This window comes from Amycolatopsis iheyensis (assembly GCF_024703995.1).
GTDB lineage: Bacteria > Actinomycetota > Actinomycetes > Mycobacteriales > Pseudonocardiaceae > Amycolatopsis > Amycolatopsis iheyensis.
On record NZ_JAMXQV010000007.1, the window covers coordinates 404,597 to 430,306 of the forward strand.

A 25,710-nucleotide genomic window follows, 5' to 3' on the forward strand; every position below is an offset into this window, starting at 1 on the left:
TCGCTTCGCCTCCGCGGCCGCCAACACAGCCGCCGCAACACCACACCCGCCGCCGCCGACCTGGGCCGCCCCCGCAATCACCCACCCGGTCGCTCCCCGGGCCAGTCTCCCCACCACAAAGCCCACCGCGGCTCGCCGGAGCGGGTGAGCCGGATCCCCCGCAGGACGGTGGATTTCCGCACCCGGCCAGCGGATTTACCCCGCCCACCCCGCGGGGCAGACTGGCCTGCCGAAGCTCCGAGGAGGCCCGATGCGCCAGCTCACCGCCCTGGACGTGCAGTTCCTCAACGCCGAGTCCACCACCACGACCGGGCACGTCGGCGGCCTCTCGATCCTCGACCCCGCCACCGCGCCCGGCGGCGATCTCACCCTCGACGACCTGCGCGACCTCATCGGCGACCGGCTCCACCTCGCGAAGCCGCTCCGCTGGCGGCTGCTGCCCGTCCCGCTCGGGCTCGACCACCCGTACTGGATCGACGATCCCGAGTTCGACCTCGAGTTCCACGTCCGCGAGATCGCGCTGCCCGCACCCGGCGACGAACGGCAGCTCGCCGAGCAGATCGCGCGGCTGACCGCACGACCGCTCGACCGGCGGCGCCCGCTGTGGGAGGCCTACCTGATCCACGGCCTGCCGGACGGCCGCAAAGCCGTCTACACGAAGGTCCACCATAGCGCCATCGACGGCGTCTCCGGGGCCGAGCTCATCGGCGTCCTCATGGACACCACCGCCGAGCCACCACCGCGAAAACCGCCCGCGAAACCGCAAAAAGCACCCATCCCCTCCCCGGCGGCACTCGCCTTCAACGGCGCGAAGAAGCTCGCGCTGCACCCCGTCAAGGCCGCCCTCCAGGTGCCGAAGCTGCTCCAGCACATCGACGAGGTGCCCGGCCTCGGCCGCTACCCCGGCGTCGGGCTGCTCGCGAAGGCCGGCAGCGTGCTCAACCGCGTCACCCGCCAGGGCGCCGGCCGCCACGAAGCCGACCGGCCGCGGCTCGTCGCGCCCGACACGCCGTTCAACGGCCCGATCAGCCCGCACCGGCGGTTCGCCTACGGCTCGCTGCCGCTCGACGAGGTCAAGCGGGTCAAGAACGCGTTCGGCGTCACGGTGAACGACGTCGTGATGGCGTTGTGCGCCACCGTCCTGCGCCGATGGCTCGTCGACCACGACGCGCTGCCCGAACAACCGCTCGTCGCCCTCGTTCCGCTGTCCGTCCGCACGCCCGAACAGGCGAAGGACGCCGGGAACCAGGTGTCCGTGATGCTCGCGCCGCTGCCGACGCACCTCGCCGACCCCGCCGCGCGGCTGGCCGAGGTCACCAGCGCGATGGTCGCCGCGAAGCTGCGGTACCAGCCGCTGCCCGCGTCGTGGCTGGTCGACTTCAGCGGGATGCTCCCGGCCGCGCTCGGCGGGCTCGCCGCGCGCGCCACCATGAAGTTCCTCGGCGCGACGACACCGGTGGTCAACCTGGTCGTGTCGAACGTCCCCGGGTCGCAGAAACCGCTGTACCTCGCCGGCGCGCGGCTGCTCGCGAACTACCCGGTCTCCGCGATCACCGACGCGAGTGGCGGCCTGAACATCACCGTGATGTCCTACGACGGCGAGCTGGACTTCGGGTTCGTCACGTGCCGCGAGCTGATCCCCGACGTCTGGGACCTGATCGACCACCTGCACGACGCCCTGGCCGAGCTCACCAAGCTGGCGGCGGAGCACACCCGGGAGGCCTGATGGCGGAGCGCGTCGCGACGGTCGACGGCGTCGAGCTGTGTTACGAGACGTTCGGCGGCGGCCGGCCGCTGCTGCTCGTGATGGGTCTCGGCGCGCCGATGATCTGGTGGGACGAAGAGTTCTGCGAAAGCCTTGCCGCGCAAGGGTTCCACGTGATCCGGTTCGACAACCGGGACGCCGGGCGGTCGAGCCGGATGCGTGGCCGCGCCAACCTCGCGCAGGCGTACCTGCTGCGGCGTTCGCCGTACTCGCTGGCGGACATGGCCGCCGACGCCGCCGGGCTGCTGACCGCGCTGGACGTCCCGGCCGCGCACGTCGCCGGGGCGTCGATGGGCGGGATGATCGCGCAGACGCTCGCCGTCCGGCACCCCGAGCGCGTGCTCTCGCTGACGTCGATCATGTCCAGCACCGGCGCCCGGCTGGTCGGGCGGCCGAGCCCGAAGGCGATGTCGATGCTGCTGAGCGCGCCACCGAAGAACCGCGCCGGGTACGTCGAGCTGCTGCTCCGGACGTTCCGGCTGATCGGCTCGCCGGGCTACCCGTTCGACGAAACCCGGATGCGCGAGCGGGCCGAGCGCACGTACGACCGCGGCGTGCACCCGGGCGGCACGCTCCGCCAGCTCGCGGCGATCATGGCCGACCGCGACCGCGGGCCGGGTCTGCGCAAGGTGCGGGTGCCGTCGCTGGTGGTGCACGGCGCCCGCGACCCACTGGTGCACGTCTCTGGCGGCCGCGCGACGGCCCGCGCACTCCCGGGCGCGGACCTCGACATCGTCCCGGGCATGGGCCACGACCTGCCCCGCGCGGTCTGGCCCCGGGTGGTCAAGGGCATCACCCGCATCGCCGACCGTGCGGAAACAGCGCACACACGTGACTGAAGAGGCATCACGCGTGATTGAGCGGGCATCACCCGTGTCTGGAGGGGCATCACGCGTGCCTGGAGGGTCGGCTCGCGTACCTGGACGGTCGGCTCGCCGGCCGACTCTCCAGGTACGCCGGCCGACTCTCCAGGTACGCCGGCCGACTCTCCAGGTACGCGAGCCGACTCTCCCGGTCAGGTGGCGAGGGTGATCGAGCCCAGATGGGAGAAGTGGGCCGCGACTCGGGTGCCCGGGTTCAGCGGGACCGCGTCCGTCATGCCGCCGGTCAGGACCAGCCAGCCCGGCTCCAGGGCCAGGCCGCGCGCGCCCAGGGCGTTCGCCGCCAGCGCCAGCGCCTCCGCCGGGTGGCCCTGGACCGCCGCGCCGGTCGCCGTGTCGACGATCTGGCCGTCGACCTCCAGCAGGGCCGCTTCCAGCGAAAGGTCCAGCGACGAAGGCGGCAAGCCGACCGGGCCCACGCTGAAGAAGGCCGACGAGCCGTTGTCCGCGACGGCGTCCGGGAGCGTGAAGCGGTAGTCCGCGTACCGGCTGTCGATGACCTCGATACCGCCGTACACGCGATCCACCGCGGCCAACGCGGAAGCCGCCGTGACACCCGGACCCGCCAGCCGGCGCCCGAGCACGAAAACCAGCTCCGGCTCGGCACGCGGGTGGATCAGCGACGGCACCGGGACACCCGCCGGCAGCACCATCGCGTCGGTGAGCCAGGCCAGCAGCGGCGCGTCGATGCCCATCCGCTGCTGCTTCGCCCGGGACGTCAGCCCGAGCTTCAGCCCGATCAGCGTCTCGCCGCGTTCGCGCCGCAGCCGCAGGGCCTCGTCCTGGATCGCGTACGCCGTGTCGACGTCCAGCCCGGGCCAGTCTTCCGAAAGCGGTGAACGCTCCGAAGTCGTCCCCAGCAGCGCCGCGGCCGCCTCGCGCACGTTCATGCTTCCTCCGACGAAAAGACGGCGGTGACACTGCCCAGCCCGGCGATGGTCGCGACGACCGTGTCGCCCGGCGAGACCGGGATCGCCCGGGTCATCGACCCCGGCAGCACGACGTGCCCGGGTTCGAGCGTGACGCCCAGCGGCCCGACCGTGTTCGCCAGCCAGACCAGCGAGTTCAACGGCGACCCGAGCACCGCGCCACCCGCGCCGGTCGCCGCCACCGAACCGTTCTGGTACAGCACGCAGCCGGCCAGCCGCAGGTCCGCGTCCCGCAGCGCCGTCGGGCGGCTGCCCAGCACCACCCCGCCGGACGACGCGTTGTCCGCGATCGTGTCGAACAGCGAGATCTTCCAGTCCTGGATCCGCGAGTCGACGATCTCCAGCGACGGCAGCACGAAGTCGACCGCCCGCACCGCGTCCGCGACCGTGACGCCGGGGCCGCGCAGCGCCGACCCGAGCACGAACGCGATCTCGGGCTCGATCCGCGGCTGCAGGAACGCCGTCGTCGGGATCGGCTGGTGCTCCAGGTGGAACATGCCGCCGGTCAGGTGCCCGTAGTCGGGCTGGTCGACGCCCATCTGCCGCTGCATCGCGGCCGACGCGAGCCCGACCTTGTGCCCGCGGACGGCGTCACCGCCCTCGACCCACTGCCGCACCTGCTCCTGCTGGATCCGGTAGGCGTCCTCGACGCCGGCGTCCGGGTAGGTCTTGATCAGCGGCTCGATCGGCTCGCGTGTCGCATAGGCCCGCGCCAGTAGGGCGGCGGCCTCCTGCACCTTGCTGACGTCCACGGGCGGAACTCTGCCGCGCACGCACCCCGCACACAAGCCCGCATGTTCCACCCAGCGGAACTCTCGCCAGACAACCTCTTGCGCGCGAGATAAATGGAGCGTACCGTTCGAGGCACCACCAGGAAGGGACGTGAGGGACATGGCACCGACCCAGGCCGAGGTCACCAAGCTCGCCGAAGTCCGCGACGAGCTGCGGCAGCGCCACCTGCGCCCGGCCGCCGACCGCCCGGCGACGAACGGGCGCGGCATCCACCACACCGCGCTGATCTCCAGCGACGTCGAGCGGACCATCGGGTTCTACCAGGACATCCTCGGCTTCCCGCTCACCGAGCTGATCGAGAACCGCGACTACCCCGGCTCCAGCCACTTCTTCTTCGACGTCGGCAACGGCAACGCGGTCGCGTTCTTCGACCTGCCCGGTCTGGACCTCGGCCCGTACGCGGAAGTCCTCGGTGGACTGCACCACCTGGCCCTGTCCGTCACGCCCGAACGGTGGAGCGCGATCAAGGACAAGCTCGACGAAGCCGGCGTGCAGTACCTGCTGGAGAGCAAGACGTCCATCTACCTGTCCGATCCGGACGGTGCCCGCGTCGAGCTGATCTCCGACCCGCTCGGGGAGATGTACGGCGAGAAGATCGGCTGAAACCGTGTTCTGGACGTCGCGCGCCGTTTAGCCTGTGCGCGACGTCTGGAGGTCCGATGGCCGATTGGTCGCTCTCCCGCGCGAAGGCCCGGCTCGATCACCGCGAGCGGCTCGACGAGCTGACCGCGCGCACCCGCTTCGAAGTGCGGCTGCACCTGAACGAGCCGGCGACGAACGGCGCCTACGACGAGCTCACGAGCATCTTCGCGATCGGGCACGGCGAGTGCGCCGCGCTCCTGGCGCACCAACGGCTCCTCCCGCTGTGGGAACGGCTGCTGCTGGCCCGGTACGCGCGGCGCCTGCACGGCAAGGCGATCACCCGCAGTGTCGGGGTGGTGCCGGCCGAGGTCGCGCCGCAGGCCGCCCGCGCGTTCGGCGCGGAAATCGCCGAGCTCGCGCCGGACTCCGGGGACACCGGCGCCAAGTACGACCTGCAGGGCCGCGGCCTGCTGACGGTGTTCCGCATCGCCGTCGGCGCCAAGGGCGCGGCCTGGCCCGACCAGCACGAGGTCGCGACGACGTCCGCGCGCAACATCCTCACCTGCGCCGCGACCTTCGCCCGCCGCAAGCCGTGGCACGTGGTCTGGCCGGTCTACCGCGTCCGCGGCCTGCGGCTCTGGAAGCTTTGACGGGCCCCGCGCGTTCTACCGGTATGAAGGCAGAGGAGATCCTCGAAGGCGCGAAGACCATCGCCGTCGTCGGCTTGAGCCGTGACCCGGCGAAGGCCGCGCACGGCGTCCCGGCGGTGCTGCAGGCGCACGGCTTCCGCATCATCCCGGTGCACCCGACCGCGACCGAGCTGCTCGGCGAGCAGGTCTACCGGTCGCTGAAGGACATCCCGGAGCCGGTCGACCTCGTCGACGTCTTCCGGCCGTCTCCCGAGGCGCCCGGCATCGCGCGCGAGGCCGTCGAGATCGGCGCGAAGGCGCTGTGGCTGCAGCAGGGCATCGTCTCCGCCGAAGCGCGCCGCATCGCCGAAGAGGGCGGGCTCGAGTACGTCGAGAACCGCTGCACCGCCGTGGTTCGCGCGACGGCGGCGATCTCCAGGAACTAGGGTCCGATGTGGACGATCCGGTGGTTGGCGGGGTCGGCCACCCACACCCCGCCAGCGCCGTCTTCGGCGACGTCGCGCGCCGAGCCAGGCCATTCGACGGCGTCGGCCAGCGCCGCGCCGGTGCGGGTGTCGAAGCGGGCGATGCGCCCGGCGTCGTCGACCAGCAGCCGCCCGGCCGGCTCCCACGCGACCGCGCGTGGCCGCTCGAACGGCCCGAACTCGCGCACGAACCCGCCCTGCCACGAGTACTGCGCCACCCGCCGGTTGCCGGTGTCGGCGACGTAGACGTTGCCCGCCGCGTCGAGCGCGACCCCCTCCGGCGCCCTGAGCCGCCCGGCCAGGACGCGCACCAGCGCGCCATCGCGGGTGAACGCCTGCACGCGGTCATTGCCCGTGTCCGCGACCCACACCCGGCCGCGCGCGTCGACGGCGATCCCCGACGGCGCGGCGAACCGGCCCGGGCCGGCGCCGGGTCCGCCGAACACGCGCGGGGGCGCGGCTTCGCTGGTGGTCACGGCGCCAGGATGACCGACCACGAGCGGTGCCCGCCAGTACCGAAAAGAGTGTTCAAGAGCTGTTCCGCCGACGCTCACCAGCTCCACCGCGAGCAGATCCGGCGGTCGAGGAAGTTGTAGGCGGGCAACGGCCCGACCCAGTCGGCCTCGACACCGCCGTCGGCCAGCCCGGCCACCGTCTCCCGCACGACGAGCAGGTCACCCATCCCGACCAGGAACGCCCAGCGCTCGTCGGCGGAGTCACCCGCCGGGAGCGCCACCGAGTCGCGGGCGCGCTCGGCGACTTCGCTCAGCAGCACGTCGGAGCGCGCCGCGCGCCAGGCCGACCCGGGTTCGGTGAACCGCAGGCAGACGTGCACCTCGGCCAGCCCGTCGAGCCGGTCGAGGTCGGCGCGGTAGGTGTCGGCACGCGGGGCCAGGACCTCGGCGCGGACGGCGTCCTCGTCGTCGGCGACGGTGCCGAACCGGACCGGCAGCACCGGCCCGCCCTCGACGAGCGCGGACACCACCGCCAGGTGCGCGGCCGGGTCGGGTTCGGGCTCGCCGACGACCATCGCGAGGTCTTCCCAGCACACCGTGCGGGGTGCCCGCGGGTGCCCGGCCCGGACGACTCCGTAGAGCTGCAGCGTCACGGCTGCTCGACCGGGATCGCGGGCTCGACCGGGATGGCCGGCGCGGGCGGGATCAACCCGGTCGTCTGCCCGAGTCCCTGCGAAATCTGGCCGGGGGCGGGCGTGTTCTGCAGCCGCTGCATGGCTTCGAGGTAGCGGATGTAGGTGTCGACGCTGGCGATCACGATCCGCGCCTCGAGCGCCAGCAGCTCGATGCCGATCACCGACACCCGCACCGAGGCGTCGATGACGAGCCCCTTGTCGAGCAGGATGTCGAGCGTGTCGGCGAGGCCGCCGCCGGTCTGTCCGGGTCTGGTCACCTAGTTCCTTTCGTCGATGGCCGCGCGGATCTCTTCGAACCGGAGGTCGAGCGCGATCAGGGCTTGGCCGAGGTCTTCGACCTGGGCGGGGGTGAGCGTGTCCATGCGCCGCAGCGCCTGGCGTTCCAGCACGTCGCGGAGGATGTCGAGCACGGTGACGACGAGGTGGCCGAGCCCGCGGCCCGCGTCGGCCGGGATGCGGACGGGCTCGCTCATTCTTCGATCCCGAGCAGCAGCAACCGCAGGTCGAGCCGGACGAGGTCGATCCCGGCGAGCGAGATGACCACGTCCCCGGTCACGACGGCGCCCCGGTGCACGACCCGGTCGAGCAGGTCGGCGACGGCTTCGGCGGCGTCAGCCATCGGCCGCGCCCAGCTCGACGTCGGTGAACGAGTACGGCGGCCAGGGCCCCGACGTCTCCACCGTGGCGCCCGCGGCGCGCAGCTCGCGCGCGAACCACTCGAACTCGGCGTGGAACGCCGCCTCCCGGTCCTGCGCGACCAGGTACGCCGTGTTGACCAGCACGCCGTGCGGCCGGGTCCGCTCCATGCTGTCGGCGGCGTGCCTGCGCAACGCCGCGCCAAGTCGGTCGGCCGCGCCGACCAGGTCCTCGCGGGCCCGTTGGATCGCCTTCAGCCGTTCCCGGCGGCGGACGAGGTACTGCGTGCCGGTCAGGCCCGCCGCGTCCGGGCGGGTCGTCGTCGCGGGCTCGGCGTGCCGCACCCGGACGCCCCACTCGCGGTGCCCCGCCACCTCGTCGAGGCAGTCGCGGGCCTGGTCGTAGGCGGTCTCCAGGAGCCGGCGGGCCGCGTCTTCGCCGTCGAGGACCGTGCCGAACCGCAGCGGCAGCACGGGTTCGTGCCGGAACACCGCGCGCACCACGGCGTCGTGCTCGCGGGCCAGTTCGGCCAGCGCGCCGTCGACCGGGTCGAGCGTGTCGATGCGGTCGAAGCGCGCCGGCGCCACCTCCGAGACGACGACGCCGAGGTCCCGGTAGCCGATCAGCCGCGGCGGGCCGATGTCCAAAGTGGCCGGCCGGTTGCGGGTGATCGCGTACGCGCACAACCAGTCGCTCACCGGCGCTCTCCCGTCCCGCTCGGCTCGGGCAGCCGCGCTTCCAGTTCGGCGACGCGCGCCGCCAGTTCGTCGCGCCGGGCGTTCGGCGCGAAGAACGGGTCGTTCGTCCACCAGTCCATCCCCATTTCCCGGGCGGTCTGCGCGGACGCGATGAACAACCGGATCCGCAGGGTCAGCAATTCGACGTCGACGACGCTGACCCCGATGCCACCGGCTATCACGACGCCCTTGTCGAGCACGCGTTCCAGAATGTCCGCCAATGAATCGGACGAAGCGGCCAATCGGGTCGACCTTCCTTTCACGAATCGGTGGAGCCACGGGTGAACCGCCGCAGGCGCTCACACGCGCCGAGTTCGCCGGCCGCGTCGACGTCGACCCGGTAGGTGGCCATGACACTGGTGGAGTCCGGGATCCGGGCCAGCTCGACGACGTCGACCAGCACGGACCAACCGCCGTCGGCGCGGGTCCGCACCCCGGTCACGGCGTGCGGGGTCAGCCCGGTCACCACGCCGAACAGGGTTCTCGCCGCTTGAATGGCGTCGGCGGCGGGGAGCCGGGAAACGGATTTCCCGGAGCACTCCGGAGTATTGTTGTTTTGGGCAAGGGACGACTGAGGCGATTCCGTCATCGCTTTCCTGGTCTCGGCTGGGTGCCCACCGTAGCAACGGGCACAACCGCCCGCAGATGTGCCGCGGCACGGTATTTTTCACCGGTTCGCGGGAACGAATGGGCTCTCTGCGTCAGCGGGCGGGAGCGAATGGCGCAACGACCGCGCGCCCGGCGGAACCAATTCCTCGAATCGCCGCCGGAGGTTACGATCGAGTAACGTCCACGAGCCGGTACCCGACGCCGCGGACCGTCTCGATGGTGCGGGTGCCGAACGGCGCGTCGATCTTGCGCCGCAGGTACCCGATGTACACCTCGACGACGTTCTCGTCGCCGTCGTAGTGCGCGTCCCAGACGTGGCCGAGAATCTCGTTCTTCGTCAGCGCGGTGCCCGCCCGCCGCAACAGGAACTCCAGCAGCCCGAACTCGCGCGCGGTCAGCTCGATCCGTTGCTGTCCTCTGTGGACGGTCCGGGCGGACGGGTCGAGCCTCAGGTCGCCCGCCTCCAGGACCGCGGGGCGGGCCGGCGCGCCTCGGCGCAGCAGCGCGCGCAGCCGGGCGATCAGGACGACGAACGAGAACGGCTTGGAGAGGTAGTCGTCGGCGCCGAGGTCGAACGCGTCGGCCTCGTCGTACTCGCCGTCCTTCGCGGTGAGCATCAGCACCGGCGTCCAGTTTTCGGCCGCCCGCAGGCGTTTGAGCACCTCGTAGCCGGACAGCTCGGGCAGCATGATGTCGAGCACGATCACGTCGTACTCGTGCTCGAGCGCCCGCCAGAGGCCCTCCCGGCCGGTCGGCGCGACGTCGGCGGTGAACCCCTCGGCGACCAGCCCGCGGCGCAACGTCTCCGCGAACTCGCGTTCGTCTTCCACGATCAGCAACCGCACTACGACTCCTCCTCCGGCAGGTCCAGCACCGGCAGCTCGAGCACGAACCGCGCGCCCGGCTCCCCCGACGCGGCGTAGCGCGCCCGGCCGCCGTGGCGGGCCGCGATGCCCGCCACGATCGGCAGGCCGAGCCCGGTGCCACCGTGTTCGCGCTGGCGGGACGCGTCGAGCCGGACGAACCGCTCGAAGATCCGGTCACGATCGGCTTCCGCGACACCGGGGCCGTCGTCACTCACCTCGACGACCGCGAACTCGCCGCGCACCGAACTGGTGACGCGGATGTGCGAGCGCGCGTGCCCGCGGGCGTTGTCGACGAGGTTGCGCACGGCCCGCCGCAGCTGGGCCTCGCTGCCGCGCACCTTCGCCGGCCCCGCCCGGACCTCGACTTCGAGCGCGCATTCGCCGCGGACGCGCTCGGCTTCGGCGCGGACGATGTCGTCGAGGTCGACCTCGGTGCGCGAGGGCCGGTCGGTGGTGTCGTCGGTGCGGGCGAGCATGAGCAGGTCGTCGACGAGCTCCCGCAGCCGCGCGGTCTCGCGGCCGATCACCGGCACCAGGTCGCCGGTGCTTTCCGGGTGCCGCCCGGAGACGTCGAGCGCGGTGCTGATCGTCGAGAGCGGCGACCGCAGCTCGTGGCTGGCGTCGGCGACGAACCGGCGTTGCGCCGCCTGCGCCGAGGCGAGCCGCCCGAGCATTTCGTTGAGCGTCACGGCCAGCCGGTGCACCTCGTCGCCACCCGGCGGCAGCGCCACGCGGGCAGCGAGGTCGCGCGTCGAGATTTCTGCGACGGTCCGGCGCATCCGCTCGACCGGCCGCAGCGCCGAGCCGACCGCGCGGTAAACGGCGAAGCCGGAGATCGCGAGCAGCGGGATGGCGATCAGGCCGAGCAGGAGCGTCAGCCGCGTGGACGCCTCGGTCACCGGCTCGAGCGAGCGCGCCGAGACGACCGTGTACGGCCCACCCGGCCCGTTCACCTGCTGCGACACCACGCGGTAGTCGTCGCTGTCGCCGTTGAGGCCGAGCGGCAGGGTCTCGATGGTCTCGTGACCGACGGCCGGGCGCGCGGCGGTCAGCGCCGGGTGCCCGACGATGGCCGGGTCGCTCGCGATCGGCAGGCCGCGGGAGTTCAGCACCTGGGTGACGGCCTCGGTGTCGCCGGTGCTGGCGACGTCGCTGGCGCTCAGGTCGCGGGCGCCTTCGCGGACGAGCTGGATGGCGACCTGCCGCCCGGTGCTGCGGGCACTCTCGGTGACACTGCGGTCGAGCGACTCCTCCAGCAGGAAGACCACGACGACCCCGGCGGCCGCGATGGCCAGCGCGAGCGCGAACACGGCCACCGCGGTGGTCCGCATCCGAACCCCGGTAGCGGCGATCACCCTGCCCACCTTCACCAACGCAGCGTAACGACCCCCGCCGCTCCCACCGGCCCCGAGCGCCCCAATGTGGCCTTGGTTGCGTCTGACGCACCCAATGTGGCCTTCGGTGCGTCTGACGCACCGAAGGCCACATTGGGGCGCTGGCGGCCGGCCAACAGCGGCGGGGCGGGCGGGGCTCATGGGGTCCGGCGGCGGCGGGTGGCCGTGAGGCGCTCGACGCGCAGGCGGTCGACCTCGGGCAGCTCCAGCGGGCCGAGCGGGTGCCCGGCCGTCCACGCCAGGAGCAGGTCCGCGAGGGCGGGGTTGCGGGCGAGCGCCGGGCCGTGCAGGTAGGTGCCGACGACCCGGCCGGTGACCGCGCCCTCGGTGCCGTCGCCGTTGCCGGTGCCGCGCACGACCTGCCCGAGCGGCCGGCTGTCGGGGCCGAGCTCGGTGACGCCGAGGTGGTTCTCGAAGCCGGTGAGCGGCGCGTCGCCGAGGATGCCCGCCGACGTCGCGACCAGCTCGGCGACCGCCCGCCGCGGGCCGGGGGCGGTGCGGACGTCGAGCAGGCCGAGGCCGTCGTGCTCGACGTCGTCGAGGCCGCGGAAGCGGGTGCCGAGGATCTGCAGCCCGGCGCAGACGCCGAAGACCACGCCGCCCGCCAGCGCCCGCCGGTGCTTGCGGAGGTGGGCCGCGGCCAGTGCCTGCGCGCCGTCCTCGCCGCCGCCGAGCAGGTAGATGTCCAATGTGGATGGAACTGGTTCGCCGAGCGCGACCGGCACGACCTCGGCGTCGAACCGGCGCCAGCGCAGCCGCTGGCACAGGACCTGCGCGTTGCCGGTGTCGCCGTAGGTGCCGAGCACCTCGGGCAGCAGCAGTCCGATGCGGACGGTCGAGTCAGCCACCGGGCAGCCTGCCGACCAGCTCGCGAAAGGCGGTGTAGTTCGCGACGAGCTCGACGCCGCCGGGCGGCAGCGCGTCGATCGCGGCGACCGGGTCGGGCTCGGCCCAGTGCGCGACCTCGGCGTAGCAGAGCCGCACGGCGAGATCGGCGCCGCGTTCGCCGGCGACGACGACCTGGCGGCCGCGCAGGCGCTCGAAGTGGACGTCCCAGAGCCAGGACAGGTCGCGGCCGTCGGCCTCCTGGGCGTTGACCGCGACGACGACCGGGGTGTCCTCGTCGAGCACGCGGAGCGTTTCGACCCAGCCGGCCGGGTTCTTCGCGAGCATCAGCCGCACGTGGTGGCGCGACCGGCGGATCGTACGGTAGCGGCCGCCGATGTCGGTGATGGTCCGCAGCCGCGCGGCGGCGGTGTGCGGCGGCACGCCGACCCGGTGCGCGGCGGCGAGCGCGAGGGCGGCGTTCGCGCGGTTGGCGTCGCCCGGCAGCCGCAGGTCGAGGTCGACGTGCCGGCCGCCGGGCGTGCGGACGAGGTCGCCGTCGAGGATCCAGGTGGGTTCGGGGCGGGCAAGGCCGCAGGCGCAGCGCCAGTGGTCTTTCGCGGTTTCGACGAGCCCGTCGCAGCGCGGACAGGCGGTGGAGTCCCCGGTCCACCGCCGCCCGGCGGCGACCCACACGGGCCTTTTCGCTCCGGTGGCGGCGGAGGTGACGAGAACGTCGTCACAATTGGCGACAATCGTGGTTTCGGGATGACTGGCGATCGCGGCCCGCAACTCACGTTCGGTCGCCCGCACTTCGCCGACGCGGTCGAGCTGATCGCGGCTGAGGTTGAGCAGCACGAGCACGGCGGGCGTGAGCTGTTCGGCAACCCAGGGCAGGTAGGTCTCGTCGACTTCGAGCACGGCGTACGGCGCTTCGGGGCTCGCGGCGAGCGCGGCGAGGACGCCGTCGGGCATGTTGGCGCCGTCGCTGTTGGCGGCGACCTCGGCGAGTGCTTCGAGGGCCCGGGTGAGCATCCGGGCGGTGGTGGTTTTGCCGTTGGTGCCGGTGACGAGCACGACGGTCCGTTCCTGCCCAAGCCGCCGAAGGGCCCGCGGATCGAGCGCGAGCGCGACGCGGCCCCCGATGACCCCACCCCGGCCGAGGCCGGCACTGCGGGAAAGCCAGGCGGTAGCGCGCCCGGCGGCGACGGAGGCACGGGTGCGGAGGGGGCTTCGGACGCTCATCGGCTGGATGGTGCTCGGGCGGCGCTGTGAGGACCCTGAGTCCGTGACCCAGACCTCCCGGCGCGCCGCTCGGTGGCCGCGCAAGAACAAGCCCTTCACGACACTGGACGACAGCGGGTCCACAGCATCGTCGACCCGCGCACACGCAGCGGAAGCGCCGATGGTCGCCGGACGTAGGCAGCGAGCACTGCCCGCCGCTTGGCGGTTTCTCTGGTTGTCGCAACACCTGAGTGTTCAGGAGTTGGCTCGAGTCCAGACGGGATCCGCCCAGCGGCCCACTTTGGGCCGGCGGACGCAGGAGCAGCTGTCGGAGAAGCAGCCCGGCAACCCCACCCCCGCCCTCTCCTGGGGGGCTGCCCAGTTCCAGCGTATCGCCCCCCTCCGACGGAAACGGCGAAACGCCGCCACCCGCGCCGAATTGTCCACATTACGACCGCCCTGTTGACAACCCCTTCAGCCCCTTCACAACCCATTCACGGACATGAATCGAACAACCATCGAACTTGTCGAACGACCAAGCCGCCACCAGCACAACCGCCATAGGTAGGGAACTTAACCATCGGAGGTTGTACCAATTAGCCTCCGCAAGTAACCGCATTCTCCCGGACTTCTTCTGAGACGTTTCAAGATCTTCCGCACATACATCGGAGGTGTTAACGTCCAACCCCACCCAGCGGAAATGCGTACCGCTGAGTGGAAACCGGGAACGTCCAACGGAGGGCAACGTGGTACCGGAGCAGCGCGGGCTGGAACAGAGCGGCACCCTCGAACGCGGACTCGCGGTGCTCGAGCACGTGGGTCGGCACCAGGAGATTTCCACCAATGCGATCGCGCGGCAACTGGGACTTTCCCGCAGTGCCGCGTACCGCATCGTCGGCACCCTGAAAAACCTCGAGTACCTCGAAGCCGACCAGGTCACCGGCCGGGTGCGGCTCGGGACGCGGCTCGTCGAGCTCGGGGCGCGGGCCATGGCCGCCACCGATCTGCACCGGTGTGCGCCGCGGTACCTCGCGTCGCTCGCCGAACGGTCCGGGGAGACCACCTACCTCGCCGTTCCCGACAACGACACCATGGTCTACGTCGCCACCGAACGCAGTGCCAGCGCCGTCACCCTCGCGTGCCGGCTCGGGACCCGGCGGCCGCAGCACGCGACGTCGCTCGGGAAGGCCTGGCTCGCCGCCCTGCCCGAGCTCGACCGCGCCGAGCGCGTCCGCCGGATGAAGCTGGACTCCTTGACCCTCAAGACGATCATCGACCCGCACCGGCTGCTCGACGAGCTCGCGAAGACCAGCCGGCGCGGCTGGGCGATCGACGAAGTCGAGAACGAGCCCGACGTCGGCTGCGTCGCCGCCGCCGTGCGCGACCACTCCGGACGGCCGATCGCCGCCATCAGCATCGCCGGGCCGGCGCCGCGCGTCCTGCGGCGGCTCGACGAGCTCGGCGCCTCGGTGGCCGGGACCGCCGCCGCGCTGTCGCTGCGGCTCGGCTACGTCCGGGGGCAACGGGTATGACCACCTGGCTCCAGGACTACCAGCCGGCCGGTGGCCTGTGGGTCTCGGCGCTGCTCGCCGCGCTGCCGATCATCGTGCTGCTGGTCGCGCTCGGCGTGGTCCGCCTCTCCGCGCACCTCTCCGCGGCGCTCGCGCTGGTCACCGCGCTCGGCGTCGCCCTGCTGCTGTACCGGATGCCGGCCGCGCTGGCGTTCGACTCCGCCGCGATGGGTGTGCTGTTCGGCGTGTGGTCGGTGGCCTGGATCGCCTTCCACGCCGTGTACTTCCACAACGTCACGGTCGCCACCGGCCGGTTCGACAGCATCAAGCGCGTGCTCGCCGGGTTCAGCGAGGACCGGCGGCTGCAGGCGCTGCTCATCGCGTTCGGGTTCGGCGCGCTGCTCGAAGGCGTCGCGGGTGGCGGGTCGCCGATCGCGATCACCGCGGCGATGATGGCCGCGCTCGGCTTCCCGCCGGTGAAGGCCGTCGTGCTGGCGCTGCTGGCGAACACCGCGCCGGTGGCGTTCGGCGGGCTCGGCAACCCGCTGATCGTGCTCGGCCGGCTGACCGCGCCGATCATGCACCTCAAGCCCGACCAGGCGACCGAGCTGTTCTCGGCCGCGGTCGGGCGGCAGGTGCCGGTGCTGGCGCTGATCATCCCCGGGTTCCTGGTGGTCGTCCTGGCCGGCTGGAAGCGCATGCTCGAGGTGTGGCCGGCCGTGCTGACCGCCGGGCTCGCGTTCGCGGCCATGCAGTTCGTCGCGTCGAACTACATCAGCGCCAGCCTGGTCGACGTCCTCGCCGCGCTCACCGCGATGGCCGCGCTGTGGATCCTGACGCGGTTCTGGCAGCCCGCGTCGGTGTGGCGCTTCGACGGTGAAGAAAGCGCTGTCTCGACCGCGGTGAAATCCGAGCGCGGCGCGCTGTATGCGTGGACGCCGTACATCATCCTGATCCTGGCGATCTTCCTGTCGCGGATCGGGACGATCTTCAAGAACCTGCCGGCCTGGCTGGACCTGACGAAGCTGCTGCACAAGGCGGACTGGGTGTTCGCCTGGCCGGGGCTGCACAACCACGTCGTCCAGCACCCGCCGATCACGGCGAAGAACGCGCCCTACGCGGCGACGTTCACCGTGGACTTCCTGTTCTCCCCGGGCACGGTGGCGCTGATCGCGGCGGTGATCGCCGGGTTCGCGATGGGTGGCCGGGCGGGGCTGCTGGTCAAGACGTACCGGCAGACGCTGGTCCAGATGCGCTGGGCGCTCGCGACGATCTTCATGATCCTGGCGATCGCGTTCGTGATGAACTACTCGGGCGCGACGCAGACGCTGGGCCTGGCCCTGGCGACGACGGGCGCGGTCTTCCCGCTGTTCTCGGCGTACATCGGCTGGCTGGGTGTGTTCCTGACCGGCTCGGACGCGTCGACGAACAGCCTGTTCGGCCCGATGCAGGTGATTTCGGCGCAGCAGCTGAACCTGAACCCGATCCTGGCGGGCGCGACGAACACGTCCGGCGGCGTGATGGGCAAGATGATCTCACCGCAGAACCTCTCGATCGGCGCGACGGCGATCGGCCAGAGCGGCAAGGAGGGGTCGTTGCTGCGGCAGACGTTCCTGTGGTCGCTGCTGCTGACCGCGGTGGTCGGCGTGATCTCCCTGCTGCAGGCGACGATCCTGACGGCGATGATCCCGTCGCCCTAGGCTGGGCGGCATGAGTGGTGAGTCGCTTGCGTCCTTCGGGTACGAACTGGGCCTGCTGAAGCGCATCCGGCGCTCGGGCTGGTGGCACGCGGGCGTCCGCGACCCGGAGTCGGTCGGCGAGCACAGCCTGCGCGCGGCCCAGCTGGCGGCGTTGATCGCGGCGGAGGAGGGCGCCGCCCCGGAGCGGGCGGCGTTCCTCGCGCTGTGGCACGACACGCAGGAGACCCGGACGGGCGACCTGCCGCTGACGGCTGTGGAGTACTTGAAGAAGCCGGAGCCGCGGGAGATCACGGCGGACCAGACGGCTTCGCTGCCCTCGCGGTCGCGTGAGCTGGTGCGCTCGGCGGTCGACGAGTACGAGACGCGGTCGTCGGCGGAGGCGTTGTGCGCGAAGGATGCGGACAAGCTGGAGATGTTGTTGCAGGCGTTGGAGTACCGGGACGTCGGGGTGCGGCCGGTGGACGAGTGGATCGAGTCGGCGCGGAAGGGCCTGAAGACGGAGACGGCGCGGAAGATCGCGGCGGCGGCGTTGACGCTGTCACCGCTGTCTTGGCGGGGGCGTTAGTCGAACGCCGCGGAACTGATGGTTCCGTCAGCGATGGTGTGCGCGATCAAGCTGTGCGCCTCGCGGAACTGCTTCCGCGACTGTGTGAACAGGTAGACATCGGCAAGCAGGGTCGCAGCGATGAGGAGCGCTTGAAGCCACGTCGGTGCGGCCAGATTCACGCACACCGCGACGGCGAGCACCGGCAACGGGAACAAGATCGCATCTCGGAACTCACTCTCCGATTTGATGCGACTGAATTCCGCGTACAGCTCGGGCTTCGCGACTATCAGGCGCGGCGACAAGTGCAACACCTCGCGCACCGCGCCTAGCGCCCTCCGATCGACCTCGTAGTCGATGACGCCGCGCGGACTGGCCTCGGAAGCTTCCGCCTCTTGATGCCGCCGTTCATTTTCGCGTGCACGGTCACGTACTCGGGAGACAGCTCGGCCACTCAACGGTCGGAACAACCCTCGCAACCCCCGCGGTCGACTGTCGAGGTCAGCTGTGGTGAGCCGCCGCAGGTAGCCGTAGCTGATCCGGAAGAAGGTTGCCTGGACCAGGCTGCCCGTCACCTCGCCGATCAGCAGGCACAGCACGCTGATCGCGGCGAGCCGACCACCAGTCCCGAACAACGCCAGCAGCTCCCGCGCCGGCTTCCCCAACAACCCGGTCGACGGCCGGGCGTGGTGGCCGATCAGCAGCCAGCCGGCGCAGAACCACATGTAGCCCGCCACCAGCGCGCTACGGACGTCCCGGAAGCCCGGCAGCAGGGACGCGAGCACAGCCCTACCGGCCCACCGCCGTCGCGCGGTCGAGCAGCAGCGCCCGCTCCCGCGCGTTCTCCGTCATCTCCGCCGCCCGTCTGAACTCCTGCTCCGCCTCCTCGAGCCGCCCGAGCTTCTGCAGCAGATCTCCGCGGACGCTCGGGAGCAGGTGGTAGTCCTTCAGCGCCGGTTCGCCGGCCACCGCGTCGACCACCGCCAGGCCCGCGCCGGGGCCGTACGCCATCGCCACCGCCACTCCGCGGTTCAGCTCGATCACTGGTGACGGCTGGAGCTTGCCCAGACCCTCGTACAGCGCCGCGATGCGGGACCAGTCCGTCTCGTCCGCGTGACGCGCTCGCGCGTGGCAAGCCGCGATCGCCGCCTGGGCCGAGTACGGGCCGTACGCGCCCTCCGCGATCTGCTCCGACAGCGTCAGGGCCGCCAAGCCGTGCTGGATCAGCAGCCTGTCCCAGCGTGAGCGGTCCTGGTCGAGCAGGAGCACCGGCTCGCCGTTCGGGCCCGTGCGGGCCTTCGCGCGCGACGATTGCAGCTCCATCAGCGCGACCAGCCCGTGCACCTCGGACTCGCCCGGCATCAGGCCGGCCAGCACGCGGCCGAGGCGCATCGCCTCCTCGCACAGCGCCGGGCGCATCCAGTCGTCGCCGCGGGTGGCCGAATAGCCCTCGTTGAACACCAGGTAGATGACCTCGAGCACGGACGACAGCCGCGCGACGCGCTCGTCGCCCTCCGGGACCTCGAACGGGACCTTCGCCGCCGCGAGGGCCTTCTTCGCGCGGACGATCCGTTGCGCGATCGTCGATTCGCGGACCAGGAAGGCGCGTGCGATCTCGTCGGTCGTCAGGCCGCCGAGCATGCGCAACGTCAGCGCGACCCGGGCCTGGGTGTTGAGCACCGGGTGGCAGGCGACGAACACCAGGCGCAGCAGGTCGTCCTCGATGTGGTCGTCGAGGCCCGCGTCGAAGTCGGGCAGCACGCCCTCGCCGACCTGCTGGCCCCGGCCGACCTCTTCGAGCTTCTCCGCGTACCGCTCGTTGCGGCGGAACTGATCGACCGCGCGGCGCTTGGCGATGGTCATCAGCCACGCGCCGGGGTTGCGCGGCACGCCGGACTCCGGCCACTGCTCCAGCGCCGCGACCAGCGCGTCCTGCGCCAGCTCTTCGGCCAGCCCGACGTCGCCGCGAGCCATCCGGGCCAGGCCCGCGATGAGCCGCGGCGACTCGATCCGCCAGACCGTTTCGACCGTTCTTCGGGCGTCCGCAACCGTCACCCGGCCATTCGACAGGGTGATCGGCCGCGGTGCAACCCACTACCCGGCGATCGCGCGGATCTCGATGACACCACCCTTGGCCTCGGGGTTCGGCGCCTGCCGCATCAGCGCGACGACGTCCTCGAGTGATTCGCCGTTGAGCACCCAGAACCCGGCGACGAGCTCCTTCGTCTCGGCGAACGGCCCGTCGATGACCTTCGGCTCGGCGTGGCCTTCGAAGAGCACGCGCACGCCGTCCGAGCTCGCCGTGAGGCCTTCGGCGAGCACGATCCGGCCCTCGTCGAGCAGCCGCTCGTTGAACTTCGACATCTCGGCCAGCTCTTCGGCGCCGGGCTGGTACCCGGCCGCCTCGGACTCCGGGCTGGCCTTCACCATCACGAGGAAGCGCATCACGCCTCCCCGGCGCTCTGCGCGCGAAGCCGCCCTTCGAGCTCGGCGATCTCGGGGGTCATGTTCTCGAAGTCGGCCGCCTCGGCGACGCGCCGGATCTCGACCTCGCCGCGTTCGCCCTCGGGGTTCGGCATCCGCTTGATCCACTCGACGCACTCTTCGCGGTCCCGGCACTGCAGGATCCAGAAGCCGCCGACGAGCTCCTTCGACTCGGTGAACGGCCCGTCGACGACGCTGGGCGCCGACTTGCCGTCGAAGACCACCCGCGCGCCTTCCGAGCTGGGCGCGAGGCCTTCACCGGCGAGCAGGACGCCGGCCTTGACCATCTCTTCGTTGAACTTCGCCATCTCGGCGAGCAGCTCGGTGCTGGGGCCCTGGGTCTCGGCGCCCTCGTTCGTCTTGACGATCACCATGAACCGCATCGCGGTCTCCCTTCGGTCGTGTCCTGCCTACGCGTCGAACGGCCCGGCGCCGGATCGACAGCCAGCCGGAAAAAGTTTTGGCGCGGGAAAAGTAGCAGCTCAGGACGGCTTCGGGCGGACATTTCGGGCGGGGATGCGCGAGCGGGCCGGTAAGCGGCCTGCCGCGAGGCGCACCGGCTAACCTGCCGTCGTGGCGGTTCTTCCCGACGATCTCTCCTCCGCGCTCGACGACGAGCTCGGCAAGCACCCCTTGGCGCGGCTCACCCAGTCCGTCGACCGGCTCAGCGCGCGCTACCGCCAAGGTGACGCCGCCACTTCGCCGATCCTCGGCTCCGAAGTCGACGTCGCCGCGTACGCCGGCTACCGGATGCCGGCCACCTTCGCCGCCGTACACGCTGTGCTCGCCGAAGCCGCTTCGCGCGCTCCCGGCTTCGCGCCGAGGACTCAGATCGATGTCGGCGGGGGCACCGGGGCCGCGGTGTGGGCGGCCGCGGAAGTCTGGCCGTCGCTCGCCCAGTGCACCGTGCTCGAGCAGGTCGCCGGGGCCATCGGGCTCGGGAAGCGGCTGGCCGCCGGTGCCGGGCACGCCGCCGTCCGGGACACGCAGTGGCGGCGGGGGCTCGTCGATCCCGCCGGGCCCACGCCGGAAGCGGACCTCGTCACGCTGTCCTACGTACTCGGCGAGCTGCCCGAAGCCGGCCGCCCCGACGTCGTGCGGTGGCTGGCCGCGAAGGCCGGGACGGTCGCGCTGATCGAGCCGGGCACCCCCGCGGGCTTCGAACGGATCCGGGCCGCGCGCGCCGAGCTGGTCGAACTCGGCCTGCACGTCGTCGCGCCGTGCCCGCACGACGGCGCGTGCCCGATCGTGGCCGGTGCGGACTGGTGCCACTTCGCCGCGCGGCTGCCGCGCTCGGGCCTGCACCGCCGGCTCAAGGCGGGCACGCTCGGCTTCGAGGACGAGAAGTTCGCGTACGTCGTCGCTTCGCGGCAGGCGCCGGAGCGGCCGGACGCGCGGATCATCCGGCACCCCAAGAAGCACAAGGGCTGGGTCGCGCTCGACCTCTGCACCACCGACGGGCTCAAGCCCGGCGTGGCCGTGTCGAAGAAACAGGGCCCGAAGTACCGCGCGGCCCGCGACGCCGAATGGGGCGACAGCTGGTCGACGAACTGATCCCGCCGTGGCAGGGTGATCCGCCATGGGGAAGGTCATCGCGGAGATCAGCATGTCGGCCGACGGGATCGTGGCCGGGCCGGACACCAGCGCCGAACACCGGCTCGGCAAGGACGGCGACCTGCTGCACGAATGGATGTTCGAGGGCTCCGACGCCGACACCGAGGTGAGTGCCCGGCTCTTCGACGGCACCGGCGCGTTCGTCGTCGGGCGCACGATGTTCGACGTCGGCGTCGATCCGTGGGGTGACGACGGCACGTTCAAGAAGCCGGTCTTCGTCGTGACGAACCGGCCGCACGAGCCGGTGGTGAAGGGCCCGACGACGTTCACCTTCGTCACCGACGGCCCGGAAAGCGCGCTGCGGCAAGCACGGGCCGCGGCCGGCGAGGACAACGTCGTGCTGATGGGCGGCGGCACGACCCTGCGGCAGTACCTGCTGGCCGGCCTGGTCGACGAGCTGCGCCTGCACGTGGTCCCGCTGCTGTTCGGCGCCGGAGTCCGCCTCTTCGACGCCGAGGTCGGCGCGCACGTCCGCCTCGAACGCACCGCGGTGGCCGAGACGCCGAACGCGACGCACCTGACGTTCCGCGTGCTGCGCTAGGGCATCTTCACCGTCCGCAGGAAGGCCGGCAGCAGCCACGGCCGCCGGCCGCCGAGGCGGACTCCGCCGCTCAGCACCGCCCTGGCCTTGCCGACGCGGCCGAACATCATCAGCACCAGCACCGCCGGGTCGAACGTCAGGCGGATGTCCGCGCGGCCGTCGGGTTCCGTCGCGCTCAGGGTGCGTTCGTGCAGCACCAGCATCACCGGCTTCAGGTGCGGCGACCGGAACTCCGCGGTGATCCGCCGCGGCGACGGCACGGCGTCGTCGAGGAGCCGGCCGAGGTCGTTGCGGACGATGCCGACGAAGAACAGCTCCATGAACATCGCCGAGTGCGCCGGGTCGATCGACCACGGCCGGCCGGTCACGCGGGCGATGTCGCGGCCGTGGATCAGCATCTCGTTGAGCAGGTGCGCGAGCATGCCCGGCACCGGCACCCGGCTGCCGCCCAGCCACGTCGCGAGCCGCCCGGCGTCGTAGTCGCGGCTGACCGCCAGCACCTCCGCGACGTCCGCGCGCAGCCGCTCCGCCAGCCGGTGCGGGTCGCGTTCGGGGTAGACCCGCTGCGCGATCTCGTTCGTCGCCTCGACCGTCTCGATGGTGGACGTGGCGATCGGCTCGGTCAGCTCCGGCAGCGGCAGCGGGCCGCCGTCGTCCTTGATCAGGGCCGTGTAGACGAGGGCGATCCAGCCGACGTGCGCCGCCGTCTCGACGATCGACCACTTCCCGATGGCCTTCGCGTGCGGGTCCGGCGCGTTCTCGACGACGGTGGCGAAGCGCTCGCCGGCCTCGGCGAAGGCTGCCCGGACCGCTTGCCACTGCGCGAGTGCGATCGTCATGGGTCGACCGTAGCCAGCGGAACGCCGCCCCGGATCTCCTAAGCTGCGGCACATGGCCCGGCTCCTGCCCCGGTCGACCCGGTGGCGGGTCGCCCTCTTCGCCGCGCTCGCCGCGGCGCTCGTCCTCGGCCTCGGGTCGTACTGGTTCGTCCAGGCGCTGCGAAGCGACCTCGAAAGCTCCGCGAACCAGCTCGCGAGCGAGAAGGCCCGCGCGGTCGCCGGCCTGCTCGACGCCGGGGTCAAGCCCGTCGACGTCGCCAGGCAGCTCGACTACGCCGGTTACCGGATCGGCCCCGACAAGAGCTCCGGCTGCCCGGACGACCCCGGGAACACCGGCACGACCGTCGGCCAGGCCGTGGTCTACGGGCCGGACTGCGTGCTCGGCTGGCCCTTCGGCGGTGCCGACACCGTCCTGTCGCAGTCCGGCACCCTGGACGGGAAGCACTTCGTTCAGGCGACGGTGCCGATCGACCCGGTCGGCCTCGAAACCGTCGCCACCGCCGAGCGGATCCTGTGGGGCGGCGTGCCGGCGGCCGCGCTGCTCGTCGGCGGGGTCGCCTGGTTCGCCGTCCGGCGCTCACTGCGCGCGGTGGGCGCGATCCGCGCCGAGGTCGACGGCGTGCGCGCGGGTGACCTCGGCCGCCGCGTGCCGGTGCCGGACTCCGGCGACGAGATCACCGAACTGGCCGTGACGATGAACGCGATGCTGGCCCGGCTCGACCGGTCGGTGCGACGGCAGAGCCAGTTCACCGCGGACGCGTCGCACGAACTGCGCACGCCGCTGGCGTCGCTGCGCACCCAGCTCGAGGTGCAGCTCGCCCACCCGGACCGGCTGGACTGGCGCCGCAGCTGCGAAAACGCCGTCCTCGACGTGACGCGGATGGAGACGCTGGCCGGCGACCTGCTGCTGCTCAGCAAGCTGGACGCGGACCAGCCGGCCGGGCACGACCGGGTGGCGCTGGCCGACGTCGTGACCGAGCACGTCGCCGCGCGAGTCCCTGGTGACGGCATCGAGGTGAGCATCGAAGCGGCACCGGTGGTGCGCGGCCATGCCGGCCGGCTGGAGCGGGTGCTGCGCAACCTCGTCGACAACGCCGAACGCCACGCGAAGAGCCGCGTGCTGATCACCCTGACCGCACTCGACGGCGAAGGCGTGCTGACCGTCGAAGACGACGGCCCGGGCATCCCGGCCGAGGAGCGCGAGCGCGTCTTCGACCGGTTCGTGCGGCTCGACGACGACCGGGCCCGCGAAGACGACGGCGGTTCCGGGTTGGGCTTGGCGATCGCGGCGGAGATCGCGCGGGCGCACGGCGGCACGCTGCGCGTCGCCGAGAGCGCGGCCGGCGCTCGGCTGGAGCTTCGCCTGCCGCTTGCCTGAAGGCTTCTTCAGCTCGCTTAAGGTCCGGTTCAGCGTGGCCGCACGAGCATCCCGCCGTGCTGATCGACTTCGCGCCGGCTCGGGCGCGCACTCAGGCGGTCCCCGTCGCCGCAGTCGCTTTCGTTGGCTATTCCGCTTGGTCGTTGCAACGGCTGCGGACGTTCGACGCGAGCGGGTTCGACCTGGGGATCTTCGAACAGGCGGTGCGGTCCTACGCGCACGGGCACTGGCCGGTGTCGGACCTGCTCGGCCCGGGCTTCCCGACGCTCGGCGACCACTTCCACCCGATCCTGGCGCTGCTCGCGCCCCTCTACCGGCTCTGGCCGTCGCCGGCGTGCCTGCTGGTGGCGCAGGCTTTTCTGTTCGCGCTGTCGGCCGTGCCGGTGACGCGGTGCGCGTCCCGTGTGCTCGGCACTCGCCGTGGCGTGGTCGTGGGCGTCGGGTACGTGCTGTCGTGGGGCCTGCTGTCGGCGGTGAACTTCGACTTCCACGAGGTCTGCTTCGCCGTGCCGATGCTCGCGTTCGCCGCGGAACACCTGCTGCGTGAACGTTGGCGCGCCGCGGTTTGGTGCGCGTTGCCGCTGGTGCTGGTGAAGGAGGACCTGCCGCTGACGCTCGCCGCGGTCGGCGTCGTGCTGGTGCTCAACCGGCAGCGGCGGCTCGGCTGGGCGGTGATCGTCTTCGGGGTTGCCTGCTCCGCGCTGCTGTTCCTGGTCGTGTTGCCGGCGCTGAACCCTTCGGGCGGGTACGCGCACAGCGGTGGCTTCGACCCGTTCGGCGGTGCGATCGTGAAGGTGTCGATGCTGCTCGCGCTGGTGGCGCCGACGGCGTTCGCGGCGCTGCGGTCGCCGGTGCTGCTGCTGGCGGTGCCGACGCTGCTTTGGCGGCTGGTCTCGGCGAACGACCGCTACTGGGGCATGGGCTACCACTACAGCGCGGTGCTGATGCCGGTGGTGTTCCTCGCGGGCCTCCACGGCGCCCGGCGGGTCAGCCGGTGGCTGCCCGCGTGTGCCCTGGTCGCCGGGCTGGCTTCGCTGGGCCTGCAGGCGGCGCACCTGACCAGCGGGGTCTGGACGCCGTCGCAGCGGGCGGGCGTCGACAGAGTGCTGGCCCGCATCCCGGACGGCGCGACGGTGCTGGCGTCCAACCGGCTGGCCCCGCGGCTGACGTCCCGCTGCACGGTGCTGTTCTTCGACGGCGTGACGCGCTCGCGGCCGGAGTGGGTGGTGGTGGCGCGCCCGGAACAGTCGTGGCCGACGACGCTGGAGTCGAAGGCTTTCGCGGAGGCGGAGCTGGAGCGCACGGGGTACCTGCGCGTCGACGGGACGGACGCCGTCGTGCTGCTCCACCGTGCGTAGAAGGACCGCAGCGGTAACCGGCCAGTCGGGGGGCGTGCCGGCCGGTTACCGCCGCACGAAGAAAGAGGGGGCCACACGCCAGGAATGACGCGCGGCCCCCCGCTTCACCCGATCGAGTGATCCCGACCCTCAAGCGCCCCAATGTGGCGTGGGGGGGGGGGGGGGCCCCCCCCCCCCCCCGGGGGGGGGGCCCCCCCCCCCCCCCCCCCGGGGGGGGGGGGGGGGGGGGGGGGGGGC

At 72.1% G+C, this 25,710-nt stretch carries 31 protein-coding genes; 12 read left to right on the top strand and 19 right to left on the bottom strand.

From position 1 onward, the window contains the following. The first annotated feature begins 250 nt into the window (after positions 1-250). Positions 251-1,726, top strand: coding sequence for a WS/DGAT/MGAT family O-acyltransferase (locus tag M8542_RS16430; RefSeq protein ID WP_257921022.1), 1,476 nt, complete (start codon positions 251-253; stop codon positions 1,724-1,726). Continuing rightward, complete coding sequence (locus M8542_RS16435) at positions 1,726-2,604, top strand: alpha/beta fold hydrolase (RefSeq protein WP_257921023.1); 879 nt, start codon at positions 1,726-1,728, stop codon at positions 2,602-2,604. The genes M8542_RS16430 and M8542_RS16435 overlap by 1 nt, the downstream gene beginning before the upstream one ends. Before the next feature lie 176 nt (positions 2,605-2,780). On the opposite strand, the gene M8542_RS16440 is transcribed toward M8542_RS16435, so the two are convergent. Both M8542_RS16440 and M8542_RS16445 read right to left on the bottom strand, forming a co-directional pair. Continuing rightward, on the bottom strand, positions 2,781-3,536 hold the full coding sequence (locus M8542_RS16440; RefSeq protein WP_257921024.1) for a 2-keto-4-pentenoate hydratase: 756 nt from the start codon (positions 3,534-3,536) through the stop codon (positions 2,781-2,783). After that, positions 3,533-4,327: a 2-keto-4-pentenoate hydratase gene (locus M8542_RS16445; RefSeq protein ID WP_257921025.1), complete on the bottom strand. Its 795-nt coding sequence runs from the start codon at positions 4,325-4,327 to the stop codon at positions 3,533-3,535. Before M8542_RS16445 ends, M8542_RS16440 begins: the two co-directional genes overlap by 4 nt. Positions 4,328-4,466: 139 nt before the next feature. Here M8542_RS16445 and M8542_RS16450 point away from each other — a divergent pair, with 139 nt between their 5' ends. From M8542_RS16450 to M8542_RS16460, 3 genes are read left to right on the top strand one after another with little or no spacing between them, the layout of a single operon-like run. Next, positions 4,467-4,970: a VOC family protein gene (locus M8542_RS16450; protein WP_257921026.1), complete on the top strand. Its 504-nt coding sequence runs from the start codon at positions 4,467-4,469 to the stop codon at positions 4,968-4,970. Between the two features lie 56 nt (positions 4,971-5,026). After that, the gene (locus M8542_RS16455; protein ID WP_257921027.1) at positions 5,027-5,599 is read left to right on the top strand and encodes a hypothetical protein; all 573 of its coding nucleotides are present in this window, start codon (positions 5,027-5,029) and stop codon (positions 5,597-5,599) included. A 23-nt stretch (positions 5,600-5,622) separates the two neighbouring features. After that, a complete protein-coding gene (locus tag M8542_RS16460) occupies positions 5,623-6,024 on the top strand; it encodes a CoA-binding protein (RefSeq protein WP_257921028.1) in 402 nt (133 codons plus the stop codon). Here the strand turns inward: M8542_RS16460 and M8542_RS16465 are convergent. The 12 genes from M8542_RS16465 to M8542_RS16520 all read right to left on the bottom strand — a co-directional run bounded on the left by M8542_RS16465 (position 6,021) and on the right by M8542_RS16520 (position 13,525). Further along, on the bottom strand, positions 6,021-6,539 hold the full coding sequence (locus tag M8542_RS16465) for an NHL repeat-containing protein (RefSeq protein WP_257921029.1): 519 nt from the start codon (positions 6,537-6,539) through the stop codon (positions 6,021-6,023). The two genes, M8542_RS16460 and M8542_RS16465, sit on opposite strands and share 4 nt — an antisense overlap. 74 nt (positions 6,540-6,613) lie before the next feature. After that, positions 6,614-7,171 (bottom strand): GvpL/GvpF family gas vesicle protein, encoded by a 558-nt coding sequence (locus tag M8542_RS16470; RefSeq protein WP_257921030.1) that lies wholly within the window; start codon positions 7,169-7,171, stop codon positions 6,614-6,616. Further along, positions 7,168-7,470 carry a gas vesicle protein GvpJ gene (gvpJ, locus tag M8542_RS16475; protein WP_257921031.1) on the bottom strand — a complete coding sequence of 101 codons (303 nt, stop codon included), beginning with the start codon at positions 7,468-7,470 and terminating at the stop codon, positions 7,168-7,170. Before gvpJ (M8542_RS16475) ends, M8542_RS16470 begins: the two co-directional genes overlap by 4 nt. Further along, positions 7,471-7,686 (bottom strand): gas vesicle protein GvpK, encoded by a 216-nt coding sequence (gene gvpK / locus M8542_RS16480; protein WP_257921032.1) that lies wholly within the window; start codon positions 7,684-7,686, stop codon positions 7,471-7,473. After that, a complete protein-coding gene (gene gvpJ / locus M8542_RS16485) occupies positions 7,683-7,832 on the bottom strand; it encodes a gas vesicle protein GvpJ (RefSeq protein WP_257921033.1) in 150 nt (49 codons plus the stop codon). The genes gvpK and gvpJ (M8542_RS16485) overlap by 4 nt, the downstream gene beginning before the upstream one ends. Then, entirely contained in the window at positions 7,825-8,547 is a 723-nt protein-coding gene (locus M8542_RS16490; RefSeq protein ID WP_257921034.1) for a GvpL/GvpF family gas vesicle protein, read from the bottom strand. The genes gvpJ (M8542_RS16485) and M8542_RS16490 overlap by 8 nt, the downstream gene beginning before the upstream one ends. Next, positions 8,544-8,828 carry a gas vesicle protein gene (locus tag M8542_RS16495; protein ID WP_257921035.1) on the bottom strand — a complete coding sequence of 95 codons (285 nt, stop codon included), beginning with the start codon at positions 8,826-8,828 and terminating at the stop codon, positions 8,544-8,546. Before M8542_RS16495 ends, M8542_RS16490 begins: the two co-directional genes overlap by 4 nt. Before the next feature lie 17 nt (positions 8,829-8,845). Beyond that, positions 8,846-9,175, bottom strand: coding sequence for a gas vesicle protein GvpO (gene gvpO / locus M8542_RS16500; protein ID WP_257921036.1), 330 nt, complete (start codon positions 9,173-9,175; stop codon positions 8,846-8,848). 184 nt (positions 9,176-9,359) lie between these two features. Beyond that, entirely contained in the window at positions 9,360-10,040 is a 681-nt protein-coding gene (locus tag M8542_RS16505) for a response regulator transcription factor (RefSeq protein ID WP_257921037.1), read from the bottom strand. After that, positions 10,040-11,392 (bottom strand): sensor histidine kinase, encoded by a 1,353-nt coding sequence (locus M8542_RS16510; protein WP_257921038.1) that lies wholly within the window; start codon positions 11,390-11,392, stop codon positions 10,040-10,042. The genes M8542_RS16505 and M8542_RS16510 overlap by 1 nt, the downstream gene beginning before the upstream one ends. A 200-nt stretch (positions 11,393-11,592) precedes the next feature. Then, the gene (locus tag M8542_RS16515) at positions 11,593-12,303 is read right to left on the bottom strand and encodes a type 1 glutamine amidotransferase (protein ID WP_257921039.1); all 711 of its coding nucleotides are present in this window, start codon (positions 12,301-12,303) and stop codon (positions 11,593-11,595) included. Continuing rightward, positions 12,296-13,525, bottom strand: a complete 1,230-nt coding sequence (locus M8542_RS16520; RefSeq protein ID WP_257921040.1) for a MurT ligase domain-containing protein — start codon at positions 13,523-13,525, stop codon at positions 12,296-12,298. The genes M8542_RS16515 and M8542_RS16520 overlap by 8 nt, the downstream gene beginning before the upstream one ends. 725 nt (positions 13,526-14,250) lie before the next feature. On the opposite strand from M8542_RS16520, the gene M8542_RS16525 reads away from it, so the two are divergent. From M8542_RS16525 to M8542_RS16535, 3 genes are read left to right on the top strand one after another with little or no spacing between them, the layout of a single operon-like run. Then, positions 14,251-15,036, top strand: coding sequence for an IclR family transcriptional regulator (locus M8542_RS16525; protein WP_257921041.1), 786 nt, complete (start codon positions 14,251-14,253; stop codon positions 15,034-15,036). Further along, the gene (locus tag M8542_RS16530) at positions 15,033-16,715 is read left to right on the top strand and encodes an L-lactate permease (RefSeq protein WP_257921042.1); all 1,683 of its coding nucleotides are present in this window, start codon (positions 15,033-15,035) and stop codon (positions 16,713-16,715) included. Before M8542_RS16525 ends, M8542_RS16530 begins: the two co-directional genes overlap by 4 nt. A 10-nt stretch (positions 16,716-16,725) precedes the next feature. Further along, positions 16,726-17,280, top strand: coding sequence for an HD domain-containing protein (locus M8542_RS16535; protein ID WP_257921043.1), 555 nt, complete (start codon positions 16,726-16,728; stop codon positions 17,278-17,280). Here M8542_RS16535 and M8542_RS16540 read toward each other — a convergent pair. From M8542_RS16540 to M8542_RS16555, 4 genes are read right to left on the bottom strand one after another with little or no spacing between them, the layout of a single operon-like run. Then, positions 17,277-18,044 (bottom strand): hypothetical protein, encoded by a 768-nt coding sequence (locus tag M8542_RS16540; RefSeq protein WP_257921044.1) that lies wholly within the window; start codon positions 18,042-18,044, stop codon positions 17,277-17,279. The two genes, M8542_RS16535 and M8542_RS16540, sit on opposite strands and share 4 nt — an antisense overlap. 4 nt (positions 18,045-18,048) lie before the next feature. Then, positions 18,049-19,314, bottom strand: a complete 1,266-nt coding sequence (locus M8542_RS16545; RefSeq protein WP_257921045.1) for an RNA polymerase sigma factor — start codon at positions 19,312-19,314, stop codon at positions 18,049-18,051. A gap of 39 nt (positions 19,315-19,353) precedes the next feature. Then, on the bottom strand, positions 19,354-19,704 hold the full coding sequence (locus tag M8542_RS16550) for a YciI family protein (protein ID WP_257921046.1): 351 nt from the start codon (positions 19,702-19,704) through the stop codon (positions 19,354-19,356). Continuing rightward, positions 19,704-20,126: a YciI family protein gene (locus M8542_RS16555; protein ID WP_257921047.1), complete on the bottom strand. Its 423-nt coding sequence runs from the start codon at positions 20,124-20,126 to the stop codon at positions 19,704-19,706. Before M8542_RS16555 ends, M8542_RS16550 begins: the two co-directional genes overlap by 1 nt. Positions 20,127-20,316: 190 nt before the next feature. On the opposite strand from M8542_RS16555, the gene M8542_RS16560 reads away from it, so the two are divergent. After that, positions 20,317-21,297, top strand: a complete 981-nt coding sequence (locus M8542_RS16560; RefSeq protein ID WP_257921048.1) for a small ribosomal subunit Rsm22 family protein — start codon at positions 20,317-20,319, stop codon at positions 21,295-21,297. 25 nt (positions 21,298-21,322) lie between these two features. After that, positions 21,323-21,898 (top strand): dihydrofolate reductase family protein, encoded by a 576-nt coding sequence (locus M8542_RS16565; protein ID WP_257921049.1) that lies wholly within the window; start codon positions 21,323-21,325, stop codon positions 21,896-21,898. Here the strand turns inward: M8542_RS16565 and M8542_RS16570 are convergent. Beyond that, positions 21,895-22,737, bottom strand: coding sequence for a maleylpyruvate isomerase N-terminal domain-containing protein (locus tag M8542_RS16570; RefSeq protein ID WP_257921050.1), 843 nt, complete (start codon positions 22,735-22,737; stop codon positions 21,895-21,897). The two genes, M8542_RS16565 and M8542_RS16570, sit on opposite strands and share 4 nt — an antisense overlap. 52 nt (positions 22,738-22,789) lie before the next feature. Here M8542_RS16570 and M8542_RS16575 point away from each other — a divergent pair, with 52 nt between their 5' ends. Together M8542_RS16575 and M8542_RS16580 are read left to right on the top strand one after the other, a co-directional pair. Beyond that, positions 22,790-24,115 (top strand): sensor histidine kinase, encoded by a 1,326-nt coding sequence (locus tag M8542_RS16575; RefSeq protein ID WP_257921051.1) that lies wholly within the window; start codon positions 22,790-22,792, stop codon positions 24,113-24,115. A gap of 143 nt (positions 24,116-24,258) precedes the next feature. Then, positions 24,259-25,473 carry a DUF2079 domain-containing protein gene (locus tag M8542_RS16580; RefSeq protein WP_257921052.1) on the top strand — a complete coding sequence of 405 codons (1,215 nt, stop codon included), beginning with the start codon at positions 24,259-24,261 and terminating at the stop codon, positions 25,471-25,473. Positions 25,474-25,710: the final 237 nt, after the last annotated feature.

Coding starts and splice junctions, on each gene's coding strand:
- M8542_RS16430 (WP_257921022.1), top strand. CDS start 251: ATGCGCCAGCTCACCGCCCTGGACGTGCAGTTCCTCAACGCCGAGTCC.
- M8542_RS16435 (WP_257921023.1), top strand. CDS start 1,726: ATGGCGGAGCGCGTCGCGACGGTCGACGGCGTCGAGCTGTGTTACGAG.
- M8542_RS16440 (WP_257921024.1), bottom strand. CDS start 3,536: ATGAACGTGCGCGAGGCGGCCGCGGCGCTGCTGGGGACGACTTCGGAG.
- M8542_RS16450 (WP_257921026.1), top strand. CDS start 4,467: ATGGCACCGACCCAGGCCGAGGTCACCAAGCTCGCCGAAGTCCGCGAC.
- M8542_RS16455 (WP_257921027.1), top strand. CDS start 5,027: ATGGCCGATTGGTCGCTCTCCCGCGCGAAGGCCCGGCTCGATCACCGC.
- M8542_RS16460 (WP_257921028.1), top strand. CDS start 5,623: ATGAAGGCAGAGGAGATCCTCGAAGGCGCGAAGACCATCGCCGTCGTC.
- gvpK (WP_257921032.1), bottom strand. CDS start 7,686: ATGAGCGAGCCCGTCCGCATCCCGGCCGACGCGGGCCGCGGGCTCGGC.
- gvpJ (WP_257921033.1), bottom strand. CDS start 7,832: ATGGCTGACGCCGCCGAAGCCGTCGCCGACCTGCTCGACCGGGTCGTG.
- gvpO (WP_257921036.1), bottom strand. CDS start 9,175: ATGACGGAATCGCCTCAGTCGTCCCTTGCCCAAAACAACAATACTCCG.
- M8542_RS16510 (WP_257921038.1), bottom strand. CDS start 11,392: ATGCGGACCACCGCGGTGGCCGTGTTCGCGCTCGCGCTGGCCATCGCG.
- M8542_RS16520 (WP_257921040.1), bottom strand. CDS start 13,525: ATGAGCGTCCGAAGCCCCCTCCGCACCCGTGCCTCCGTCGCCGCCGGG.
- M8542_RS16530 (WP_257921042.1), top strand. CDS start 15,033: ATGACCACCTGGCTCCAGGACTACCAGCCGGCCGGTGGCCTGTGGGTC.
- M8542_RS16535 (WP_257921043.1), top strand. CDS start 16,726: ATGAGTGGTGAGTCGCTTGCGTCCTTCGGGTACGAACTGGGCCTGCTG.
- M8542_RS16550 (WP_257921046.1), bottom strand. CDS start 19,704: ATGCGCTTCCTCGTGATGGTGAAGGCCAGCCCGGAGTCCGAGGCGGCC.
- M8542_RS16555 (WP_257921047.1), bottom strand. CDS start 20,126: ATGCGGTTCATGGTGATCGTCAAGACGAACGAGGGCGCCGAGACCCAG.
- M8542_RS16565 (WP_257921049.1), top strand. CDS start 21,323: ATGGGGAAGGTCATCGCGGAGATCAGCATGTCGGCCGACGGGATCGTG.
- M8542_RS16570 (WP_257921050.1), bottom strand. CDS start 22,737: ATGACGATCGCACTCGCGCAGTGGCAAGCGGTCCGGGCAGCCTTCGCC.
- M8542_RS16575 (WP_257921051.1), top strand. CDS start 22,790: ATGGCCCGGCTCCTGCCCCGGTCGACCCGGTGGCGGGTCGCCCTCTTC.